This window comes from Sphingobium sp. FW306-1B-F04DB, assembly GCF_058781925.1.
Genome location: NZ_JBYSXE010000002.1, coordinates 1 through 19,552 on the forward strand (window position 1 = coordinate 1; position 19,552 = coordinate 19,552).

Sequence of the window (19,552 nt, forward strand, 5' to 3'; positions counted from 1 at the left end):
CCCTCCCCCACCGAGCACCAATTTCGACACCGCCGAATATCGCCAGTCCAACGCCGCGGTCAGCAGCAACGCGATCAACGCCTATCAGGCGGGCGCGACGGGCGCGGGCGTGACCACCGCGGTCGTCGACAGCGGCATCAACCCTGCGCTCGGCGAATTCGCGGGCAAGATCAGCAGTGCCTCGGCGGATGTCGCAAGCACGCGCGCGATGGGCGACGAGGACGGCCACGGCACCGCGGTCGCCGGGATCATCGGCGCGCTGAAGAACGACAGCGGGATGCACGGCATCGCGTTCAATTCGACCTTGCTCATCGCGCGCACCGACCAGCCGGGCAGTTGCACCAATACCAGCGGCCCCGTCGACCAGCAGGGTTGCCAGCACCCCGACAGCGCGATCGCGCGCGGGGTCGATCTGGCGCGCACCAGCCAGGCGCGCGTGATCAACATCTCTTTGGGCGGCTCTCCCGCGGGCAGCGTGCTGCGCGCCGCGATCGACCGTGCCACCGCGGCGGGGATCGTCGTCGTGATCTCGGCGGGCAATGACAGCGGCGCCAACCCCGATCCGCTCGCGCAGATCGCGCTCGATCCCGTGGCGCGCGGGCTCGTCATCGTCGCGGGCGCGATCGACGCCAATGGCGCGTTCGCCAGCTTCAGCAACCAGGCGGGCAATGTGCAGAGCCAGTATCTCTCGGCGCTCGGTGTCCGCGTGGTCACGGTCAACGAGAATGGCTCGCTGATCCAGTTCAGCGGCACCTCCGCCGCCGCCCCCGTCATCTCGGGCGCGGTCGCGCTGCTCGCCCAGGCCTTTCCCAACCTCACCGGGCGCCAGATCGTCGAGCTGCTGTTCAACTCTGCGCGTGATCTCGGCGCCGCCGGAGACGACGCGACCTTCGGCCAGGGCGGGCTCGACCTCGCGCGCGCCTTCCAGCCGCAGGGACAGATCGCGCTCGCGGGTTCGATGACCCCGGTTTCGACCGCCGCCAATGCGACTACCTCACCGCCGATGGGCGATGCGGGGAAGCGGGGAAGCGCGCAGGCGGTGATGCTCGACGGCTATGGCCGCGCCTATATGCTCGATCTCGCGCGAACGCTGCGGCCCGGCGCGCCGAAGCGCGCGCTCGCGCCCGCGCTGACCCAAAATGGTCGCCAGCTCGCCGCCGCGGGGCGTGCGATTGCCTTTTCGGTTTCGGTGGCCGATGCCGGTCGCGGTACGCAGCTGCTGCTCACCCGCGATCAGGCCGAACTCGCCCGCGCCACCGCGGGCTATGTCGCGAGCCGGATAGATCGCAATACCGAGATGGCGCTCGGCTTCCGCACGAGCGCGGGCACGATTGCGGCTTCGCTCAAGGGCCGCCGCGAACCCGCCTTCCTCGTCGCGGAGAACGCGACGCGCGGCCTCGGCTTCGAGCGCGACACCCGGTCGGCGGTCGCGGTGCGCCACCAGCTGGCCGATCTCGGCATCATGGTCACCGCCGAGACCGGATCGGCGCTGCTCTACGATCCCGACGATGCGGCGCGGCTGCGCGGCCATTATGGCCGCCACGGTTATGACCGCGTCTCATTGGGGATCGACGGGCGGCTCGGCAGGCTCGCGCTCGGTGTCGAGGCGAGCCGGCTGGCCGAGAAGGAAACGATCCTTGGCGCGCGCTTCGCCCCAGTGCTCGGCGGCAATGGCGCGACCAGCTGGTTCCTCGACGTCGACGCCGCGCTCGATCTGTCGCACGGCTGGCAGGTCGCGGGCACGCTGCGGCAGGGGATCACCCATGCGCCGCTCGGCACGCTCAAAAGCAACGCGTTCGCCTTTGATGTCAGCAAGACGGGCCTGTTCGACGCCGCCGACCGTTTCGCGCTGCGCGCATCACAGCCGCTGCGCATCGTCAGCGGCGGCTTCCACCTGAACCTGCCCGACAGCTACGACTATCAGACGGGCGAGACGCGCTATGCGGTCCGCTATCTGGGGCTGGCGCCCAAGGGGCAGCAGATCGATCTCGAGGCCGCCTATGCGCGGCCATTGGGGCCGGGCTGGCTCACCACCAACCTGTTCTGGCGCAAGGATCCGGGCAATCTCTGGTACGCGCCCGACGACATCGGCGTCGCGCTGCGTTTCGCGATGGAGTTTTGACTTCAGACTTTACGGTGTCATCCCCGCGAAAGCGGGGATCCAGAGGAAATGAGGAGCCGCTCGGCTTTTCACAAATATCCAATGGATTCCCGCTTTCGCGGGAATGACAAAGAAGCGATTGCCGGCGCCTAAACCGTGAAGCTCTCGCCGCAGCCGCACGCGCCCTTGGCGTTGGGGTTGTTGAAAACGAAGCCCGCGGTGAAATCGTCCTCGACCCAGTCCATCGTCGAGCCGATCAGGTAGAGCACCGAACCCGCATCGATGAAGAAGGGACCCGCCGGCGTCTCGATCCGCTCGTCGAACGACGCGGCCTCGCTCACATAGTCGACCGAATAGGCGAGCCCCGAACAGCCGCGCCGCGGCGTCGACAGCTTGAGCCCGAGCGTCCCCGCGGGCGCGTCCTTCATCAGCGTCGCGATGCGTGCCTCTGCATTGGGCGTCAGGAGGACCGCAGCGGGACGCGCGCGGGGCTTGGTCACGGTCTCGGTCATCACAGCATCCCCAGTTCGAGCTTGGCCTCGTCGGACATCTTCTGCGGATCCCATGGCGGATCCCAGATCAGGTTGACCTCGGCCGATCCGATCCCCGCGACGCTGCCGACGCGCAACTCGACCTCGCCGGGCATCGACTCCGCGACGGGGCAATGCGGCGTGGTCAGCGTCATCGTCACGACGGCGTGGCCGTCCTCGGTGATGTCGACGCCGTAGATCAGCCCGAGATCGTAGATGTTCACGGGAATTTCGGGATCGTAGATCTCCTTCAAGGAGTCGATCACCGCTTCGTAGAGATCGCCGCCGGGCTCGCCCCGGGGCTCGGCCGCAGGTTTCTGCGACAGGAAGCCCTCGAGATAGTCGCGCTTGCGCTCCAGCGTCTCGCGCGGCGTTTCCGCCGCCGCGTCCTCGACGCGCGCCTTGGGCGGCTTCACCGCCTCATCGACTTCCTCGACCGTGATCCTGCGTTCCTCGTTCACCCGAAGATCCTCGTTACCCGTTCAATGCCCTTCGCGAGCGCCTCTACATCCGCCTCGCCCGAATAGACGCCGAAGCTCGCGCGCGCGGTGGCGTCCACCCCCAGATGCGCCATCAGCGGCTGCGCACAGTGATGCCCCGCGCGGATCGCGACATGGCTTTCGTCCAATATGGTGCCGATATCGTGGGGATGAACCCCCTCGATCCCGAAGCTGACGATTCCCGCCGAATCCGTGGGGCCGAACAGCCGCACGCTGTTGATCGCCGACAGCGCCTCGCGCGTGGCTTTTACCAGCGCTGCCTCGTGCGCGTGGATCGCATCGAGCCCGATCGCCTCGACATAATCGATCGCCGCATGAAGCCCGATCACGCCCACGACGTGCGGCGTGCCCGCCTCGAAGCGCGCGGGCGGAGGGGCATAGGTGGTCTTTTCGAAGCTCACCTTGTCGATCATCGCACCCCCGCCATGCCAGGGCGGCATCGATTCGAGGATCTCGGGCCGCGCCCAGAGCACGCCGATGCCGGTCGGACCGTAAAGCTTGTGGCCGGAAAAGACGTAGAAATCCGCGCCGATCGCGGCGACATCGACGGGCAGGCGCGGTACCGCCTGGCAACCGTCGAGCAGCAGCTTCGCGCCCACGCCATGCGCCAGATCGGCGGCGCGCTTCGCGTCCAGCACCGAACCGAGCACGTTGGAGACATGCGCCAGCGCGACGAGCTTGTGCGCCGGCGTCAGCATCGCCTCGACCGCGTCGAGGTCGATCTTTCCGTCCTCTGTCAGTGGCGCGACATCGATCTCGATGCCGGTACGGTCGCGCAGCAACTGCCAGGGCACGATGTTCGAATGATGTTCGAGCATCGAGAGCAGCACACGGTCGCCTGCCTTCAGATGCGTGTTGCCCCAGCTATGCGCAACGAGGTTGATGCTCTCGGTCGCGCCGCGCGTGAAGACGATTTCCTCGGGGGCGCCGGCGCCGATGAAGCGCGCGATCCGGGCGCGCGCCGCCTCGAAGGCGATCGTCATCTCGGCCGAGCGCTGATAGACGCCGCGGTGGACGGTGGCATAGCTCTCGCCATAGCCGCGCGCGATCGCGTCGATCACCGGCCGCGGCTTCTGCGCGGTCGCCGCGCTGTCGAGATAGCGCCAGCCTTCGGGGATCGCCGGAAAGTCCGCGAGATGGTCGAGGGGGAGCAATTCCTCCCCGGCACGGGGAGGGGGACCGTCCGAAGGACGGTGGAGGGGTTGTTCGGACGTCGTGCCAGCCCCTCCGTCGCGCTGCGCGCGCCACCTCCCCGTTCCGGGGAGGATCTCACTCGTGCCGCTCACAGTGCCGCCTCCAGCCATGCATCGGCGTCCGCGGTGAACGCTTCGCGCACCGCGTCCTCGCCGATCCGCTCGAGCGCGTCGGCGACGAAGGCGCGCGTCAGCAGCGCCTCGGCCTGGCTCGGCGGAATCCCGCGTGATTCGAGATAGAACAGCGCACGCTTGTCGAGTTCGCCGACGGTCGCGCCGTGCGCGCATTTTACGTCATCGGCGAAGATCTCGAGCTCGGGCTTGAGGTTCACCGTCGCGGTGCGCTGGAGCAGCAGGCCGCGCAAAGATTGCTCGCCATCGGTCTTCTGCGCGTCGCGCGCGACCTCGACCCGCGCGGCAAGGCTCGCGGCCGATTTGTCCGCGGCCACCGCGCGCCAGACTTGACGGCTGACGCCATTTTCGGCGTCGTGACGCAGCACGATCGCAGCTTCCTGCCGCTGGTCGCCATGGCAGAGCAGTGTGCCGCCAATCTCGGCAAAACCACCATCGCCGTTCAGCGCCACCGCGCCGTCGATCCGGCTTCCCGCATCGCCCGCACCAAGGAAGATGCTGACAAGGCTCGCGCCCTGCCCGACTTCGGCCTGGTCGCGCAGCGAGACGAAGCCGCTCGACTGGAGCAGGCGCACCGAGCGCATCAGCCGCGCCGCCGGTGCAAGCGTGATCCGGGTCAGGCGGTTGGCCCAGCCGTCGCCGATGAAGGTCTCGACGATGCTTGCCTGCGCGTCCTCGTCGAGCGCGATGCGGCCCGCGACATGATTGGCGCCGCCGGTGGCGACATGGATGATCTCGACCGGCCCCGAGCTCGCCGCATCGCGGCCGAGCGAGAGCGTCCAGCCCTTGCCCTGTGCAAGCCGCCCGAGCGGGTGATCGCTGGACGCTTCCACATCGCCGATCGCAACCTCCGCCGGTGCGCTCAGCGAAGCTTGGAACACCCCGTCGACAAAGACGAGGCGCGGGCCGCCGAGACCGAGCCAGGGCAGCGAGGCAAGCGGGCGTTCGGCGCGCGGCGCTTCCGCAAGCGCGGGGAGGGCCGAAAGATCCGACCAGCGCCACGCTTCTTCGCGCGTGGAAGGGAGGGTGAGGGTCACAATAGTTCCTCCCCGGCACGGGGAGGGGGACCGTCCGCAGGACGGTGGAGGGGTTGGCGGGAACTCCGGAGAAGCCCCCCCCCCATGCTTCGCATGGTCCCCCTCCCCGTTCCGGGGAGGATCTGGAAGGCGTTCCTCACGCCGCCACCTGCGCATAGCCTTCGCGCTCGAGTTCGTGCGCGAGTTCGGGGCCGCCCGAACGGACGATCTTTCCGTCGGCGAGGACATGGACGAAATCGGGCTCAACATAGTCGAGCAGCCGCTGATAGTGCGTGATCAGCAGCACCGCCTTGTCGGGGGCGCGCATGATGCGGTTGATGCCGTCACCGACGACGCGGAGCGCGTCGATGTCCAGGCCCGAGTCGGTCTCGTCGAGCACCGCGAGCTTCGGGCCGATGATCCCCATCTGCACCATCTCGTTGCGCTTCTTCTCGCCGCCCGAAAAGCCGACATTCACGGGGCGCTTGAGCATCTCCATGTCGAAGCCGAGCCGGTCGGCCTGCACGCGCGCGACCTTCAGGAACTCGCCGCCCGACAGCGGCCCTTCCCCCCGCGCCTTGCGCTGGCTGTTGAGCGCTTCGCGCAGGAACTGGACGTTGGAGATACCGGGGATCTCGACGGGATACTGGAAGCCGAGGAAAAGGCCGAGCGCGGCGCGTTCGTGCGGCTCCATGTCGAGCAAATCCTTGCCCTCGAAGCTAACGATGCCTTGGGTCACCTCATAACCCGGCCGCCCGCCGAGCACATAGGCAAGCGTCGACTTGCCCGCGCCATTGGGGCCCATGATCGCATGGATCTCGCCCGCACCCAGGCTGAGCGTCAGCCCCTTGAGGATCGGCTTGCCGTCAACTTCGGCGTGGAGGTTTTCAATCTTGAGCATCATGTATCCATTTTTGCGGCGGTGCGGACGTGCGAGCGATGACGAAGCCAAAGGAGCACTGCAAATATGGGGGGAACAAGAAGCAGCCCCACGCTGAGAATGAGCAGGAGCTGCTGTTGAGCAGCAGAAGTCGGCTCATCCCAAGGAAACAGAACCATCGGCCCGACAAAGAGAAACGGCACCGACACAAATATCCAGAAAGCGAGCAGAACTCCGAAAATCCGCGAATCGCTCACCCCACGCTCCCCTCAAGGCTGATCCCGAGCAGCTTCTGCGCCTCGACCGCGAACTCCATCGGGAGCTGCTGGAGCACCTCTTTCGCAAAGCCGTTGACGATCAGCGCCACCGCTTCCTCCTGCCCCAGTCCGCGCTGCATCGCGTAGAAGAGCTGGTCGTCGCTGATCTTGCTCGTCGTCGCCTCATGCTCGATCTGCGCCGAGGGGTTGCGGACCTCGATATAGGGCACGGTGTGCGCGCCGCACTTGTCGCCGAGCAGCAAGCTGTCGCACTGCGTGAAGTTGCGGACATTCTCGGCGGTCGGGCCGACGCGGACGAGGCCGCGATAGGTGTTGCTCGAGACGCCCGCGCTGATCCCCTTCGACACGATCGTCGAGCGGCTGTTCTTGCCGAGATGGATCATCTTGGTGCCGGTATCGGCCTGCTGGTGGTTGTTGGTGACCGCGACCGAATAGAATTCGCCGACGCTGTTCTCGCCCGCGAGCACGCAGCTCGGATATTTCCAGGTGATCGCCGAGCCCGTCTCGACCTGCGTCCAGCTGACCTTGCTGTTCTTGCCCTGGCAGAGCGCGCGCTTGGTCACGAAATTGTAGATGCCGCCCTTGCCCTCGGCGTCGCCGGGATACCAGTTCTGGACGGTCGAGTATTTGATCTCGGCATCGTCGAGCGCGACGAGCTCGACCACTGCGGCATGAAGCTGGTTCTCGTCGCGCATCGGCGCGGTGCAGCCTTCGAGATACGAGACATAGCTGCCCTTGTCGGCGACGATCAGCGTCCGTTCGAACTGGCCGGTATTCTCGGCGTTGATCCGGAAATAGGTGCTGAGTTCCATCGGGCAGCGCACGCCCTCCGGAATGTATACGAAGGTGCCGTCCGAAAAGACCGCGCTGTTCAATGTCGCGAAGAAATTGTCGTGCTGCGGCACGACCTTGCCGAGCCACTTCTTCACCAGCTCGGGATATTCGCGGATCGCCTCGGAGATCGAGCGGAAGATCACCCCCGCTTCCTCCAGCTCCTTGCGGAAGGTGGTGGCGACCGAGACGCTGTCGAACACCGCGTCGACCGCGACCTTGCGCGCGCCCTTGACCCCCGCGAGCACTTCCTGTTCGGCGATCGGGATGCCCAGCTTGCGATAGGTCTCGAGGATCTCGGGATCGAGCTCGTCGAGCGAGTTCAGCTCGGCCTTTTTCTTCGGCTCCGCATAATAGTACGCGTTTTGATAGTCGATCGGCGGAATCGAGAGCTTGGCCCAGTCGGGGCTCTCCATCGTCAGCCAGTGGCGATAGGCCTTCAGCCTCCATTCGAGCATCCATTCGGGCTCGCCCTTCTTGGCCGAGATGAAGCGGACGGTGTCCTCGTTCAGCCCCTTGGGCGCGAACTCCTGCTCGACGTCGCTGGAAAAGCCCCATTCGTATGTGGCGAGCTTCTCGGCGGCGGCCAGCGCTTCAAGATTCTTCGTCGCCATTAAAACGCTCCCGCCGCGAAGCGGCCAAAATCAATCTCCGCGTCTCCGCGTCTCCGCGCGAGAAAAATTTGTGCGCGCGGAGGCGCGGAGGCGCGGAGAAAGAAAGGTTGCGCTGCGCGCATCAGTGGGGCCTCCCCGACAGGCTCGCCAGCGTCACGCCCGCGAGCGCGCCGCGCACCGCGCCGCTGACCGCGTTCATATGCGGCTTCACGCGGCAATCGGCCTCGAGGCCGCAATCATGGGCGCCGTGCTCGGCACATGGGGTCATGGCAATGGGTCCTTCGACGGCCTCGATCACATCGGCGAGGCTGATGGCGGCGGGCGGACGCGCGAGGCGTATGCCCCCGCCCGTGCCCCGGCTCGATTCGATCAGTCCCGCGGCAGAAAGCCGGCTGACCAGCTTCTGCGCGGTGGGGAGCGGAATGCCCGTCTCCGCGGCAAGCGTCGTCGCGTTCATCTTCGTCGCCCCGCAATGCCGCGCGGCGGCGGACATCATCACGACCGCATAATCGGCAAGGCTGGAAAGGCGCATGATTGCGAATGACTCTCAAATCGGACTGATTCGTTCCGATTGCCATATGGAGAGGGTTTGCGCGGGGATCAACCCTCTCGAGTCACACATTTCCCGTCATTCCCGCGAAAGCGGGAATCCAGACGATGTTGGAAAAGGACTGCGCCATCGCTGGCACCCTTGGATTCCCGCTTTCGCGGGAGTGACACCGAGGTTCAGCGATCAGGTCTGGAAAACGATCGGGTCGACCTTGTCCGCGAGCTCGGCGGGCTTGACAGTTAGCTTGGCGAGCACGGGCAGCTCCTCGCTGAAGCGCTTGGGGGTCAGTCCCGTGAACTGCTTGATCTCGCGGATGAAATGCGACTGGTCGTAGAAATTCTCGCCGATCAGCTCGTCGACCTCGGCCTCGCCGCGCGCGAGCGTGGTCGCGGCGCGAATCGCGCGATATTTGCGCGAGAGCAGCTTGGGCGGGACGCCGTAGAGGCGCTTGCACTGGCGCTCGACCTGACGGCGCGACAGCCCGATCCGGTCGACCAGATCCTGCACCTCGGGCGACAATGCGCTTTCAAGCCATTCGTCGACGACGCGCGTGAACCAGACCGGGGTTTCCTCGATCTGCCTGGCAAGCTCGCGCGTGATGCGATTGCCGATCACGACCTTGGCCTCAAGGCTTTCGGCGGCGCGCAGTTCGTCGAGCACGTCGAGCAGTCCCGAACCGAACAGGTGGGTCGCGTCGATCGCGCGGTTGACCAGCGTCGACGCCTCGAACCCCATCAGCGCGCCCCAGCCCGCGGGCAGCAGCCCCGCGCCGAAGATGTGCACGGGACCCTCGACGCGCACTTTGGTGTTGCCCGTGGTCGGGCCGACGATGGTGACCGGAGACGAGGACTGCTCGTGCCCGTCCGCGAAATGATAGGTGCCCTGGCCCGACAGCATGAAGCGGATCTGCGCGAAATCGGCGCGCTCGACATCCTCGAACACCGGAACCGGCGCGCGGAACTCGTAGAATACCGAGAGAAGCTCTCGCAGGTCGCCGTCAGGCGCCGCATAATCGAGCGTAATGTCCATGCCCTGTTTGACCCGATTTTCTTGTTGGACAGGCAACATACCGCAATCATGCGGACAAGAAAAGCGGCCCGGCCAGCAGTTGCCAGCCGGGACCGCAAGTTCAAGAACCCCTAAAGAATTTCAAGGGCCCTTCGGGTCGCAAGCCCGTTTAGGCCTGCACCACCCGATTCGTATTGTATGGAATCGACATGCTCCGGAAATGCTTGATCAATTCATCAAAGCGTCACGAAGCCTTGCCGCCCGCCGCGATCCACGCGTCGACGCGCTCCTCCATCACGTCGAGCGGCACCGGCCCGCTCTTGAGGATCACGTCGTGGAAAGCGCGGACGTCGAAGCGGTCGCCCAGCTTTTTCTGCGCACGGTCGCGCAGCTCGCTGATCTTGAGTCGCCCGACCAGATAGGCGGTCGCCTGCCCCGGATAGACGATATAGCGCTCGATCGCCTTGACGATCCCGCCCGGCGCGTCGGCCGAATTGTCCTCGACATATTTGATCGCCTGTTCGCGCGTCCATTTCTTGTGGTGGAGCCCCGAATCGACGACGAGGCGGATCGCGCGGTGGAGTTCGAGCTGGAGCCGGCCGAAATCGCGATAGGGATCGGTGTAGAGCCCCATATCCTTGGCGAGCTTCTCCGAATAGAGCCCCCAGCCTTCCGAATAGGCGGTGACCCCGCCGAACTGGCGGAAGGCGGGGACGTCCTTGAGCTCGGTCTGGATCGCGAGCTGGAGGTGATGCCCCGGAATCCCCTCATGATAGAACAGCGCCTCGACCTCGGTCAGCGGCATGTCGTTCATGTCGTAGAGATTGGCGTAATAGGTGCCCGGCCGCGTCCCGTCGGGCGAAGGGCGCTGGTAGAACGCCTTGCCCGCCGACTTCTCGCGGAACGGCTCGACGCGCTTCACCACCAGCGGCGCCTGCGGCAGCGTCGCGAACCAGTCGGGCAGCTTGGCGGTCACCCACTGCTTGGCCTGCTCGGTGTCCTTGAGGTAGAGCGTGCGCCCCTCATCGGTATTGGGCGCGTAGAAGCGCTTGTCCTCGCGCATGAACTTGAAGAACGCCTGCAGGTCGCCGGTGAAGCCGGTCTTCTTCATGATCTCGCGCATCTCGCCATGGATGCGCGCGACATTGTCGAGGCCGACCTGGTGGATCTGGTCGGGGGTCATCGCGGTGGTGGTGTAGTTGGACAGCCGCTCGGCATAATAGGCGGCGCCCTCCTTGAAGCGCCACACGCCGTCATCGGTGCCCGCGATCGCCTGCTGGCGTTCCATCTCGGTGATCAGGCGGCCATAAGCGGGCTTGACCGACTTGTTGAGCGCATCCGACGCGGAAGCGAGCAGCGCATCCTTCTCGCCCTGCGGAATGTCGAGCTTCGCCACCTTGCCCTTGAGGTCGGCATAGAGCGGTGCCTCGGTCGCGATCCGCGTGAAGGGGAAGCCCGAGATCACGTTCTTCGCGTCCGAGATCACGTACGGGTAGACCCATTTGGGCGGCATCACCCCCGCGGTGGCGCGCTCCTTCGATTCGCCGATCAGCTGGTCGATCGCGGGGCCGAGGCCGTTCAGGCGGCTCACATAGGCCTCCGCATCGGCCTTTGTGTCGATGCGGTGGATGTTGATCAGGAAGGCGGGCAGCTGGCTGTGCGGCCCGTTCATCTGATCGAACACATAGCCATAGTCGCGATACTGGTACGCGCGCGTGCTGCGTTCGATCATCTTCTCGAAGAGGCGGAAGGACAGCGCGTTCTCGGCATTGAGCTTCGCGGGGTCGAACTTCGCGCGCATCGCCTTCAGCGCGGCCTGATCGGCATCATATTCGCGCTGCTCGGCAGCGTCGGTGAACTCGTCCCACTTGCCGTAATCGCCGTCCTTGATCGCGCGGAACGACTTGGACAGCGGCGAGCGCGCGAGCTGCGCGGCATCGTAGTCGGCGAAGAATTTGAGGATCGCGGCATTCTGGTCGGCCTGCGCCGCGGCGGGGGCGGCGACCAGCGTCAGCGAAAGCGGGGCGGCAAGAGCGAGGGCAAGCGCCGACGCGGCGGAACGGAACACGCGCATGATGTGGAATCTCCCAGATAATGTTCTGCGCGCGACCCTAGTGGAAACTGCACGCAGTTGTGAACCGTCCCCTGGCGTTGGTCGAAGCGACTATCACGTTCATCGAAAGCGCCGGAACCCCTCGCCTGCTCCCGACCCGCACGGGCTGAGCCTGTCGAAGCCCTTTCCATTCGCTTCTTCGCGCCTTCGCGTCTTCGCGTGAACACCGCTTTTCTCACGCGAAGACGCGAAGGCGCGAAGGAATATCTCGGCGGGTTGGCGCGCACGCCAAAACCGAGGCGTCCCCTCTCCTGCGAGATTTTTTGACCGTTTCACGGTGCGCTGCCATAGGCGGCGCATGCTCTATCCGCTGCTTCGCCCGCTGATCTTCCTGGCTGATGCCGAGCGCGCGCACCGCCTCAGCATCGCCGCGCTGAAGCTGCTGCCGCCCGCACCGCCGCCGCGACCCGATCCGCTGCTGTCGACGCGCGTCGCGGGGATCGACTTTCCCAATCCGGTGGGCTTGGCGGCAGGCTATGACAAGGATGGCGAGGTGCCGCACGCGATGCTCGGCCTCGGCTTCGGCTTTGCCGAGCTCGGCACGCTCACCCCGCTGCCGCAGGCGGGCAATCCCCGCCCACGCCTCTTCCGTCTTGCCGAGGACCAGGCGGTGATCAACCGCATGGGCTTCAACAATGGCGGGCAGGCCGCCGCGCTCGAACGGCTGAAGCGCGCCCAGCACCGCCCCGGCATCGTCGGGGTCAATATCGGCGCCAACAAGGACAGCGCGGCCGGCGGAGCCGCGATCGCCGACTATGCGAAGGGCGTCGCGACGATGAAGCAGGTCGCGACCTACCTGACGGTCAACATCTCCTCCCCCAACACCCCGGGCCTGCGCGCGCTGCAGGACGCGGGCGCGCTCGAGGCGCTGCTCGACACGGTGATGGAAGCGCGCGGGAATGACGGGCCACCGATCTTTCTGAAGGTCGCCCCCGATCTCGAGCCCGCCGATATCGACGACATCGCGCGCATCGCCGCCGACAAGGCACTCGACGCGCTGATCGTCTCCAACACCACCATCACCCGTCCCGCGCTCAAAAGCCGCCACGCTGCCGAAACCGGTGGCCTGTCAGGCGCGCCCCTGCGCGACCTCGCGCAAGCGCGCCTCGCCGATTTCCGCAAGGCGACGGGCGGCAGCATCCCGCTGATCGGCGCGGGTGGCATCGCCACCGCCGAAGACGCCTATGCCCGCATCCGTAGCGGAGCGAGCCTGATCCAGCTCTATTCGGCGATGGTCTATGAGGGGCCGGGACTGGCGCGGACGATCAGCAAGGGGCTGAAGGCGCTGTTGCTGCGGGATGGGTTCGCGAATGTTGGGGAAGCGGTGGGGGTCAGCGAGGGCTGATATGCCCGAGATGTCGTGGGGCGCCGCCATTCACGCTCGCACTCATAGCAAATCTGGCCAATAGTGTAGGCAGGCAACGGAGCAGCCAGGCCATGGATACAAGAGCAGCATTGTTGATCGACGAGCTTTCAACCCTGCCGCAGGACATTCCAGTAGACTTCAACCACTGGCGAGAGCGTTGCCAAGCTGTGTTGAGGGAAAATCTTGATCCAGATAGTCGTCAAATGGTGCTGCAGGTATATGCAAGTTTTCTAGACCTTTTTGAGCGGGGGTTAGTCGCTCAGGGCGGCGACCTTGAGCCCTTCCGAGCGGCTAGAACGGCGGACTGGCGCGTATTGTGCCTGCAGGAGGCGCTCCAACGGAGCGGGACAGACCTGTTTCATCCCGACGACTTGAACGAAATTGTGCAGCGGGAAGTCTCAGCCGGGCGAATGAACGATGGCAACTTCGCTCAATTCGCAGCGGATGGTGCGGCCGTCTTGGGAGGTGATAAGCCTTCGCAGGTCAAGAAAGGCATTTTTCGCCGTCTCTTTGGTTGATCCGTCAGGTTTTGGATCAACTACGGCAGCTTTGCCGACGTGTACCGACAGTCTGGATTTGTATCCGCTTTGAGGGCGATAGCCCCCGAAAAGTCGGGGGAAGGGGACAGTCCGCTATGCAAATCGCGAACTTCCGCGGTAGATCGACAACGGTCGCACAACTATGGAGCGAGACATGAGATACGTCGGCGGATGCGCGCTCCTATTTGGCATGCTTGTGATCAGTCTAGGTCAGTTAGGCGCAAAGGCTCCGAACTTACGGGAGACTGTCGGAGGCTGGAGCATCGCCAAGTTCACTAATTCCTGCGCTGCGTCAATCAATGCACCTGACGGCACACACATTGGTTTTCACGGCCGACGTCAAAGGCCGCTCACGCTCATGTTGTCAAACTCGAATTGGCAATGGTCCAAATGGCGCGAGCAATATGCGGTTACAATTCAATTCTTTAGTGACGATGGCCCAATTGAACGGATTTCCTTGACCGCCGAAGGCTCCTTTGTGGGCGAGCCTGGACTAATAATGCCCTTGCCGAATGAGCTTTCTGATCAAAAGCTATCAAGAGCTGACACTATGAAACTCTCCCGAGAACAGGGAGGTATAGGCAGCTATCAATTATACAATACAGGCGAAATGCTGTCGTGGCTTAGGCAATGTGTAGACGGCACAGCATCTCCAACGAACGCGCCCAGCTAGCCGTTGGCCAGTGTCTGCAATGTCGGCGGGTTCGGATTCTCCGGATTTTTGCATCCGTTCTGAGCGCGGTAACGTCCGAAAAGTCGGGAAAAGCAGACATCCACTTGAGCCCTCTCCCGCCCTTTGCGGGAGAGGGTTGGGTGAGGGTCTTCTTCTTTCTGCGACTGCTGAAATCGCAATTGGACCCTCACCGACTACGACTACGCCGCAGGCGGCCAAGTCTCCGTTGCCTCTCCCGCGAAGGCGGGAGAGGGTTCAGATCAAATGTCTGCAATGCCGGCGAAAGCGGTCCTGTCACTCGCTAAAACCTCTGTCCTACACCGCTGCACGCTGTCAGCATCGCGTCGGCTCCTTGAACCGTGAAATGCCTGATCGACGCGTTCGATCACGTCCGCTGCTCGCGCTATAAAATGCGTGCGTAGTATGCGCGAGCTTTGTGAAGTTCGCGTAATTGTTGATCGCCCCAATCGATCACAGCCAGCCAGATAATCGACTGGATATAATTGCGAACGATTCGCATATTGTGTGTGGAAGGAACACGCAATGTCCACCGACTATCTGAAGACGCTCACCTATCTCTCGATCCACCTGACCATCGGGTTCAGCGTCGCCTATGCGCTTACCGGCTCAGTCTCGGTCGCGGGCGGGATCGCGCTGATCGAGCCGTGCATCAACGCGGTCGCCTTCTTCTTCCATGAAAAGGCGTGGCGCGGCGATTTCGCGTTCACCCGGCTGCGGCGCGCGATTTCGGCTTAAGCGCTTGCCGCAAGGGGAAAGGCGGCTAGTATCGCCCCCCATGTTGAAGCGCGTCCTCCTCATCTTCGCCCTTTTCCTTGTCCCCACCGCCGCCCTCGCCCAGGGCGGGGTCGTGACGTCGGCCGACAGCCGAGCCACCGAGGCGGGGCGCGAGATACTCCGCGCGGGCGGCAGCGCCGCAGACGCCGCGATGGCGATGATGCTCGCGCTGACCGTGGTCGAGCCGCAAAGCTCGGGGATCGGCGGCGGCGGCTTCCTCGTCCACCATGACGGCAAGGCAGGCAAGATCGGGACGATCGACGGCCGCGAGGCCGCGCCGCGATCCGCCTCGCCCGACCTGTTCCTCGACGATTCGGGCCAGCCGATCGGCTATCGCGACGCCTTTCAGGGCGGGCATTCGGTGGGCGTGCCGGGCAATATCCGGCTGATGGCGGACGCGCACAAGCGGTGGGGCAAGCTCGCCTGGCCGCGGCTGTTCGAACCCGCGATCCGGCTGGCCGACAAGGGCTATGCCGTCAACGCGACGCTCGCGCGCCGGCTGGCGGCGTCGGCAACGCTCTGGTCGCGCTTTCCCGACGCGCAGGCGATCTATTGGGAGAACGGCAAGCCCAAGGCACAGGGCGCGACCGTGAAGAACCCCGCGCTGGCGAGCCTGCTCCGCCGCATCGCAGCCGAGGGGCCCGACGCCTTCTATACCGGTCCGGCGGGCAAGGCGCTCGCCGCCGCGGTCAGCAACGCGCCCGTCAACGCGGTGCCGATGACGCTCGCCGACCTCGCCGCCTACAAGGCGAAGGATCGCGATGCGGTGTGCGCGCCCTATCGCCACTTCAAGGTGTGCGGCATGGGCCCGCCCTCCTCGGGTGCGACGACGGTGCTGCAGATCCTCGGGATGCTCGAGCGCTTCGACCTGAAGGCGATGGGCAAGGACGATCCGAAGGCGTGGCATTTGATCGCCGAGGCGATGATGCTGGCCTATGCCGACCGCGAAATGTATCTGGGCGATCCCGATTTCGTGAAGGTGCCCGTCGCGGGCCTGATCGACCGCGCCTATCTCGCGGAGCGCTCGAAGCTGATCGCGCCCGGGACCTCGCTCGCCGCCTATGCGCCGGGCACGCCCCCGGGCGCCGAGCCGCGCACATATGCGGTGTCCAAGGAGGTCGCGGGGACGACGCATTTCGTCGCGGTCGACGGACAGGGCAATGTCGCGAACATGACCTCGACGATCGAAGGGCCGTTCGGCAGCCAGCTGATCGCGAGCGGCATGTTCCTCAACAACGAGCTGACCGATTTCACCTTCGCGCCGATGCAGGACGGCGCGCCCGTCGCCAACCGCGTCGAGGCGGGCAAGCGGCCACTCTCCTCGATGTCGCCGACGATCGTTTATGACGAAAACGGCAGGGTCGTGCTCGCGCTGGGTTCGGCGGGAGGCAAGCGGATCATCATGCACGTCGCCAAGACGCTGATCGGCTATATGGATTTCGGGCTGCCGGCAGCCGGCGCGATCGCGCTGCCCAACATCTATTTCGGCGGCGATGCAGTGATGGTCGAGCAGGGCACGCCGCTCGCGGCAATGATCCCGGAGATGGCGAAGCTCGGCCGGACGGTGGTCGCGTCGGATCTGGGGTCGAAGCTCAATGCGATCGAACGGACGCCGCAGGGGTGGCGCGGCGCTGCCGATCCGCGCAGCGAGGGGACGGTGCTCGCGGAATAAGGGGGCCGTTCGAGGGGGACGGTCAGGGTTTATAAGGATTGGCGATGCGGCAAAGCCGTGCGTCTAATGGAGGGGTCATGCGCGAACTGGAACATTTTCCGAATCTGATCACCATGTTCTTCACGCGAGCCGCGGAACAGGGGGACAATCCGTTCCTCTGGCACAAGGCTGCGGGAAGCTGGCATTCGCTGAGCTGGCGCGAGGCCGCCGAGAAGGTCGCGAGCCTTGCCGCGGCGCTCAGGGGCATCGGGCTCAGGCCCGGCGACCGCGTCATGCTGGTGTCGGAGAACCGGCCCGAATGGTGCCTGTCCGACCTCGCGGTGATGGCGGCGGGCTGTGTGACGGTGCCGACCTACATCACCAATACCGAGCGCGATCACCAGCATATCCTCGAGAATAGCGGCGCGGCGGCGGTGATCGTCTCGACCGACAAGCTCGCGCGCGCGGTGATGCCGGGCGTGGTGCGCTCGTCGCAGGTGCGCGCGGTGATCGGGATCGAGCCGCTGCGCGTCGCGCAGACGGGGCATGTCGACTATCATGACTGGAGCGCGCTGATCGCCAGCGAGGCGCCCGATGTCGCGGCCGTCACGGCCGCCGCCGCCGCGGTCGGGCGCGACGATCTGGCGTGCATCATCTACACCAGCGGCACGGGCGGCGCCCCACGCGGGGTGATGCAGCACCACGGCGCGATCCTGCACAATGTGGCGGGCGCGACCCACGTCATTTCGGAGGATTTCGGCTGGGACGACGAGGTGTTCCTGTCCTTCCTCCCGCTCAGCCACGCCTATGAGCATACCGGCGGGCAGCACTTCCCGATCGGGCTCGGGGCACAGATCTATTATTCCGAAGGGCTCGACAAGCTCGCCAGCAATATCGAGGAGGTGCGCCCGACGATCATGGTCGTCGTGCCCCGGCTGTTCGAGGTGCTGCGCCAGCGCATGGTCAAGGCGGTCGAGAAACAGGGCAAGCTGCCCCAGGCGATGCTCAAGCGCGCGCTCGGGCTCGGCGCCAAGGAATTGAGCGGCAAGCTGCCCTTCTGGGACAAGCCGATGGACGCGCTGCTCGACAGGCTGTTCCGGCCCAGGATCCAGGCGCGCTTCGGCGGGCGGATGAAGGCGCTCGTCTCGGGCGGCGCGCCGCTCAACCCCGATATCGGCGTGTTCTTCCATTCGCTGGGCCTCACGCTGCTCCAGGGCTATGGCCAGACCGAAGCCGCACCGATCATCTCGTGCAACCGCCCCAAGGCGGGAATCAAGATGGACACCGTCGGCCCGCCGCTTCCGAAGACCGAGGTCCGGATCGCCGAGGATGGCGAGATCCTCGTCAAGGGCGAGCTGGTGATGAAGGGCTATTGGCGCAACGAGGCCGAGACCGAGCGCGTGCTGGTCGACGACTGGCTTTACACCGGCGACATCGGGCATATCGACGACAAAGGCCGCATCGTCATCACCGACCGCAAGAAGGACCTGATCGTCCTCGACAAGGGCGACAATGTCAGCCCGCAAAAGGTGGAAGGGATGCTCACGCTCCAGCCCGAGATCGCCCAAGCGATGGTCGCGGGCGACCGGCGGCCCTATCTGGTCGGGCTGATCATGCCCGATGCCGAATGGGCCAAGGAATTCGCGGATGCCAAGGGCCTCCCCGCAGACCTCAGGCTGCTGCGCGAGCACGAGCCCTTCCGTGCGGCAATTTCGGCGGCCGTCGATCGCGTCAACCGCGACCTGCCGGTGACCGAAAAGGTCCGCCGCTGGGTGTTCGCGGACGAAGCCTTCACGATCGACAACAAGCAGATGACGCCATCGCTCAAGATCCGCCGGCATGTGCTGCGCGAGGTCTATGGCGGGCGCATGGACGCGCTCTACAAAGGCTGAAATCGGGGGGTCATTCCCGCACCAACGGGAATGACGCCTGACGCGGGCCTATTTGGCCTTGGTATAGGGGGTGAAGTCGCCGAGCCGGCATTTGCCGATCGGAATCCTCAGGCCCACGCGATCGATGACCGAGACGGTGTCGTTACGGCACATGTTGCTGCCGTACAGCTCGACGACGAGGATCCGGTCCTCTTTGAGGAACGGGCAGGCATCGGGCAGGTCGTTGCGCCACAGCCTGGCGCCCTGCCGGTAGAGGATGGTGCGCTCGTCGATGATCTGCGGCCCGCCCAGGGCGTCGGCAGAGACGCAGCTGACGGGTTTGCCCGCCACGCGCCCTTTGAGCGCCTTGGCAAGCCTCTCCTCACTCTTGGGCGACGACGCCTGCAGGGCGGTTGCGCAGGCGGCGAGCGCGAGCGTCGCGACTATGGTGGTGGCGCGCATGGTCAGCTCGGCTTCCGATAGGGAATGAAGTCGCCGAAGATGCAGGCCCCCCTGTCGAACCCGGCGACGAGGTCGCGGATCGTGGCGATGTCGCCGCGACAGAGCTGGCTGGTCGTGGTGCGCGTGATGATCGCGGTGGAACCATCGAGCCCGGTGCATCCCGCCTGGAAATTGTTCAGATAGGCAAGGCCGTTGCTCATTTCATAGACCACGCCGCGATCGCGGATGGTCTTGCTCGAGCGCGCCTGGCTGAGCGTGATGCAGCTCGTCGGCTCGCCCCGCTGAACCTTGCCCTTGAGCGCTTTGGCGAGGTCTGCCTCGGCGCGGGCGTCGGCTTCGGCGCGCGCGGCCTGCACTTCGGGCGAATTGGCGGAGGCACAGCCGCCGAGCGCGGCGATCGCGATCAACGGTATGAGGAGGCGCATGGGGAGACCTTTCTTGTAGTGATG

At 65.2% G+C, this 19,552-nt stretch carries 18 protein-coding genes; 6 read left to right on the forward strand and 12 right to left on the reverse strand.

Features of this window, described 5'->3' with window-relative positions; genetic code table 11:
- Window positions 1-2,122 (forward strand): S8 family peptidase (locus AC3WJD_RS02120; protein ID WP_492744099.1); only part of this gene is annotated, 2,122 nt, incomplete at its 5' end.
- Window positions 2,123-2,250: 128 nt separating this feature from the next.
- On the opposite strand, the gene AC3WJD_RS02125 is transcribed toward AC3WJD_RS02120, so the two are convergent.
- The 10 genes from AC3WJD_RS02125 to AC3WJD_RS02170 all read right to left on the reverse strand — a co-directional run bounded on the left by AC3WJD_RS02125 (window position 2,251) and on the right by AC3WJD_RS02170 (window position 11,707).
- Entirely contained in the window at window positions 2,251-2,613 is a 363-nt protein-coding gene (locus AC3WJD_RS02125) for a HesB/IscA family protein (protein WP_492744101.1), read from the reverse strand.
- Window positions 2,613-3,092, reverse strand: coding sequence for an SUF system Fe-S cluster assembly protein (locus tag AC3WJD_RS02130; RefSeq protein WP_492744102.1), 480 nt, complete (start codon window positions 3,090-3,092; stop codon window positions 2,613-2,615). The genes AC3WJD_RS02125 and AC3WJD_RS02130 overlap by 1 nt, the downstream gene beginning before the upstream one ends.
- Window positions 3,089-4,285: a cysteine desulfurase gene (locus AC3WJD_RS02135; protein WP_492744344.1), complete on the reverse strand. Its 1,197-nt coding sequence runs from the start codon at window positions 4,283-4,285 to the stop codon at window positions 3,089-3,091. The genes AC3WJD_RS02130 and AC3WJD_RS02135 overlap by 4 nt, the downstream gene beginning before the upstream one ends.
- A 128-nt stretch (window positions 4,286-4,413) precedes the next feature.
- Window positions 4,414-5,493, reverse strand: coding sequence for a SufB/SufD family protein (locus AC3WJD_RS02140; RefSeq protein ID WP_492744103.1), 1,080 nt, complete (start codon window positions 5,491-5,493; stop codon window positions 4,414-4,416).
- Between the two features lie 136 nt (window positions 5,494-5,629).
- A complete protein-coding gene (sufC, locus tag AC3WJD_RS02145; RefSeq protein ID WP_492744105.1) occupies window positions 5,630-6,373 on the reverse strand; it encodes a Fe-S cluster assembly ATPase SufC in 744 nt (247 codons plus the stop codon).
- A complete protein-coding gene (locus tag AC3WJD_RS02150; RefSeq protein ID WP_492744106.1) occupies window positions 6,373-6,609 on the reverse strand; it encodes a hypothetical protein in 237 nt (78 codons plus the stop codon). Before AC3WJD_RS02150 ends, sufC begins: the two co-directional genes overlap by 1 nt.
- Window positions 6,606-8,075, reverse strand: coding sequence for a Fe-S cluster assembly protein SufB (sufB, locus tag AC3WJD_RS02155; RefSeq protein WP_492744108.1), 1,470 nt, complete (start codon window positions 8,073-8,075; stop codon window positions 6,606-6,608). The genes AC3WJD_RS02150 and sufB overlap by 4 nt, the downstream gene beginning before the upstream one ends.
- Before the next feature lie 121 nt (window positions 8,076-8,196).
- Window positions 8,197-8,607, reverse strand: a complete 411-nt coding sequence (locus AC3WJD_RS02160; RefSeq protein WP_492744110.1) for an RrF2 family transcriptional regulator — start codon at window positions 8,605-8,607, stop codon at window positions 8,197-8,199.
- Window positions 8,608-8,808: 201 nt separating this feature from the next.
- Complete coding sequence (locus AC3WJD_RS02165) at window positions 8,809-9,654, reverse strand: helix-turn-helix transcriptional regulator (RefSeq protein ID WP_492744111.1); 846 nt, start codon at window positions 9,652-9,654, stop codon at window positions 8,809-8,811.
- Between the two features lie 223 nt (window positions 9,655-9,877).
- Window positions 9,878-11,707 carry a DUF885 domain-containing protein gene (locus AC3WJD_RS02170; RefSeq protein WP_492744112.1) on the reverse strand — a complete coding sequence of 610 codons (1,830 nt, stop codon included), beginning with the start codon at window positions 11,705-11,707 and terminating at the stop codon, window positions 9,878-9,880.
- A gap of 337 nt (window positions 11,708-12,044) precedes the next feature.
- Here AC3WJD_RS02170 and AC3WJD_RS02175 point away from each other — a divergent pair, with 337 nt between their 5' ends.
- The 5 genes from AC3WJD_RS02175 (at window position 12,045) to AC3WJD_RS02195 (ending at window position 18,662) form a co-directional block, all read left to right on the forward strand.
- On the forward strand, window positions 12,045-13,091 hold the full coding sequence (locus AC3WJD_RS02175) for a quinone-dependent dihydroorotate dehydrogenase (protein ID WP_492744114.1): 1,047 nt from the start codon (window positions 12,045-12,047) through the stop codon (window positions 13,089-13,091).
- Window positions 13,092-13,183: 92 nt separating this feature from the next.
- Entirely contained in the window at window positions 13,184-13,630 is a 447-nt protein-coding gene (locus tag AC3WJD_RS02180) for a hypothetical protein (protein WP_492744116.1), read from the forward strand.
- Window positions 13,631-14,867: 1,237 nt separating this feature from the next.
- Window positions 14,868-15,080 carry a DUF2061 domain-containing protein gene (locus AC3WJD_RS02185; RefSeq protein WP_492744118.1) on the forward strand — a complete coding sequence of 71 codons (213 nt, stop codon included), beginning with the start codon at window positions 14,868-14,870 and terminating at the stop codon, window positions 15,078-15,080.
- Between the two features lie 40 nt (window positions 15,081-15,120).
- A complete protein-coding gene (gene ggt / locus AC3WJD_RS02190; RefSeq protein ID WP_492744120.1) occupies window positions 15,121-16,791 on the forward strand; it encodes a gamma-glutamyltransferase in 1,671 nt (556 codons plus the stop codon).
- Window positions 16,792-16,868: 77 nt separating this feature from the next.
- Window positions 16,869-18,662, forward strand: coding sequence for an AMP-dependent synthetase/ligase (locus AC3WJD_RS02195; RefSeq protein ID WP_492744122.1), 1,794 nt, complete (start codon window positions 16,869-16,871; stop codon window positions 18,660-18,662).
- A 48-nt stretch (window positions 18,663-18,710) separates the two neighbouring features.
- On the opposite strand, the gene AC3WJD_RS02200 is transcribed toward AC3WJD_RS02195, so the two are convergent.
- Both AC3WJD_RS02200 and AC3WJD_RS02205 read right to left on the reverse strand, forming a co-directional pair.
- Window positions 18,711-19,103 (reverse strand): hypothetical protein, encoded by a 393-nt coding sequence (locus AC3WJD_RS02200; RefSeq protein ID WP_492744124.1) that lies wholly within the window; start codon window positions 19,101-19,103, stop codon window positions 18,711-18,713.
- A 2-nt stretch (window positions 19,104-19,105) separates the two neighbouring features.
- Complete coding sequence (locus AC3WJD_RS02205) at window positions 19,106-19,528, reverse strand: DUF6491 family protein (protein WP_492744126.1); 423 nt, start codon at window positions 19,526-19,528, stop codon at window positions 19,106-19,108.
- Window positions 19,529-19,552 lie beyond the last annotated feature (24 nt).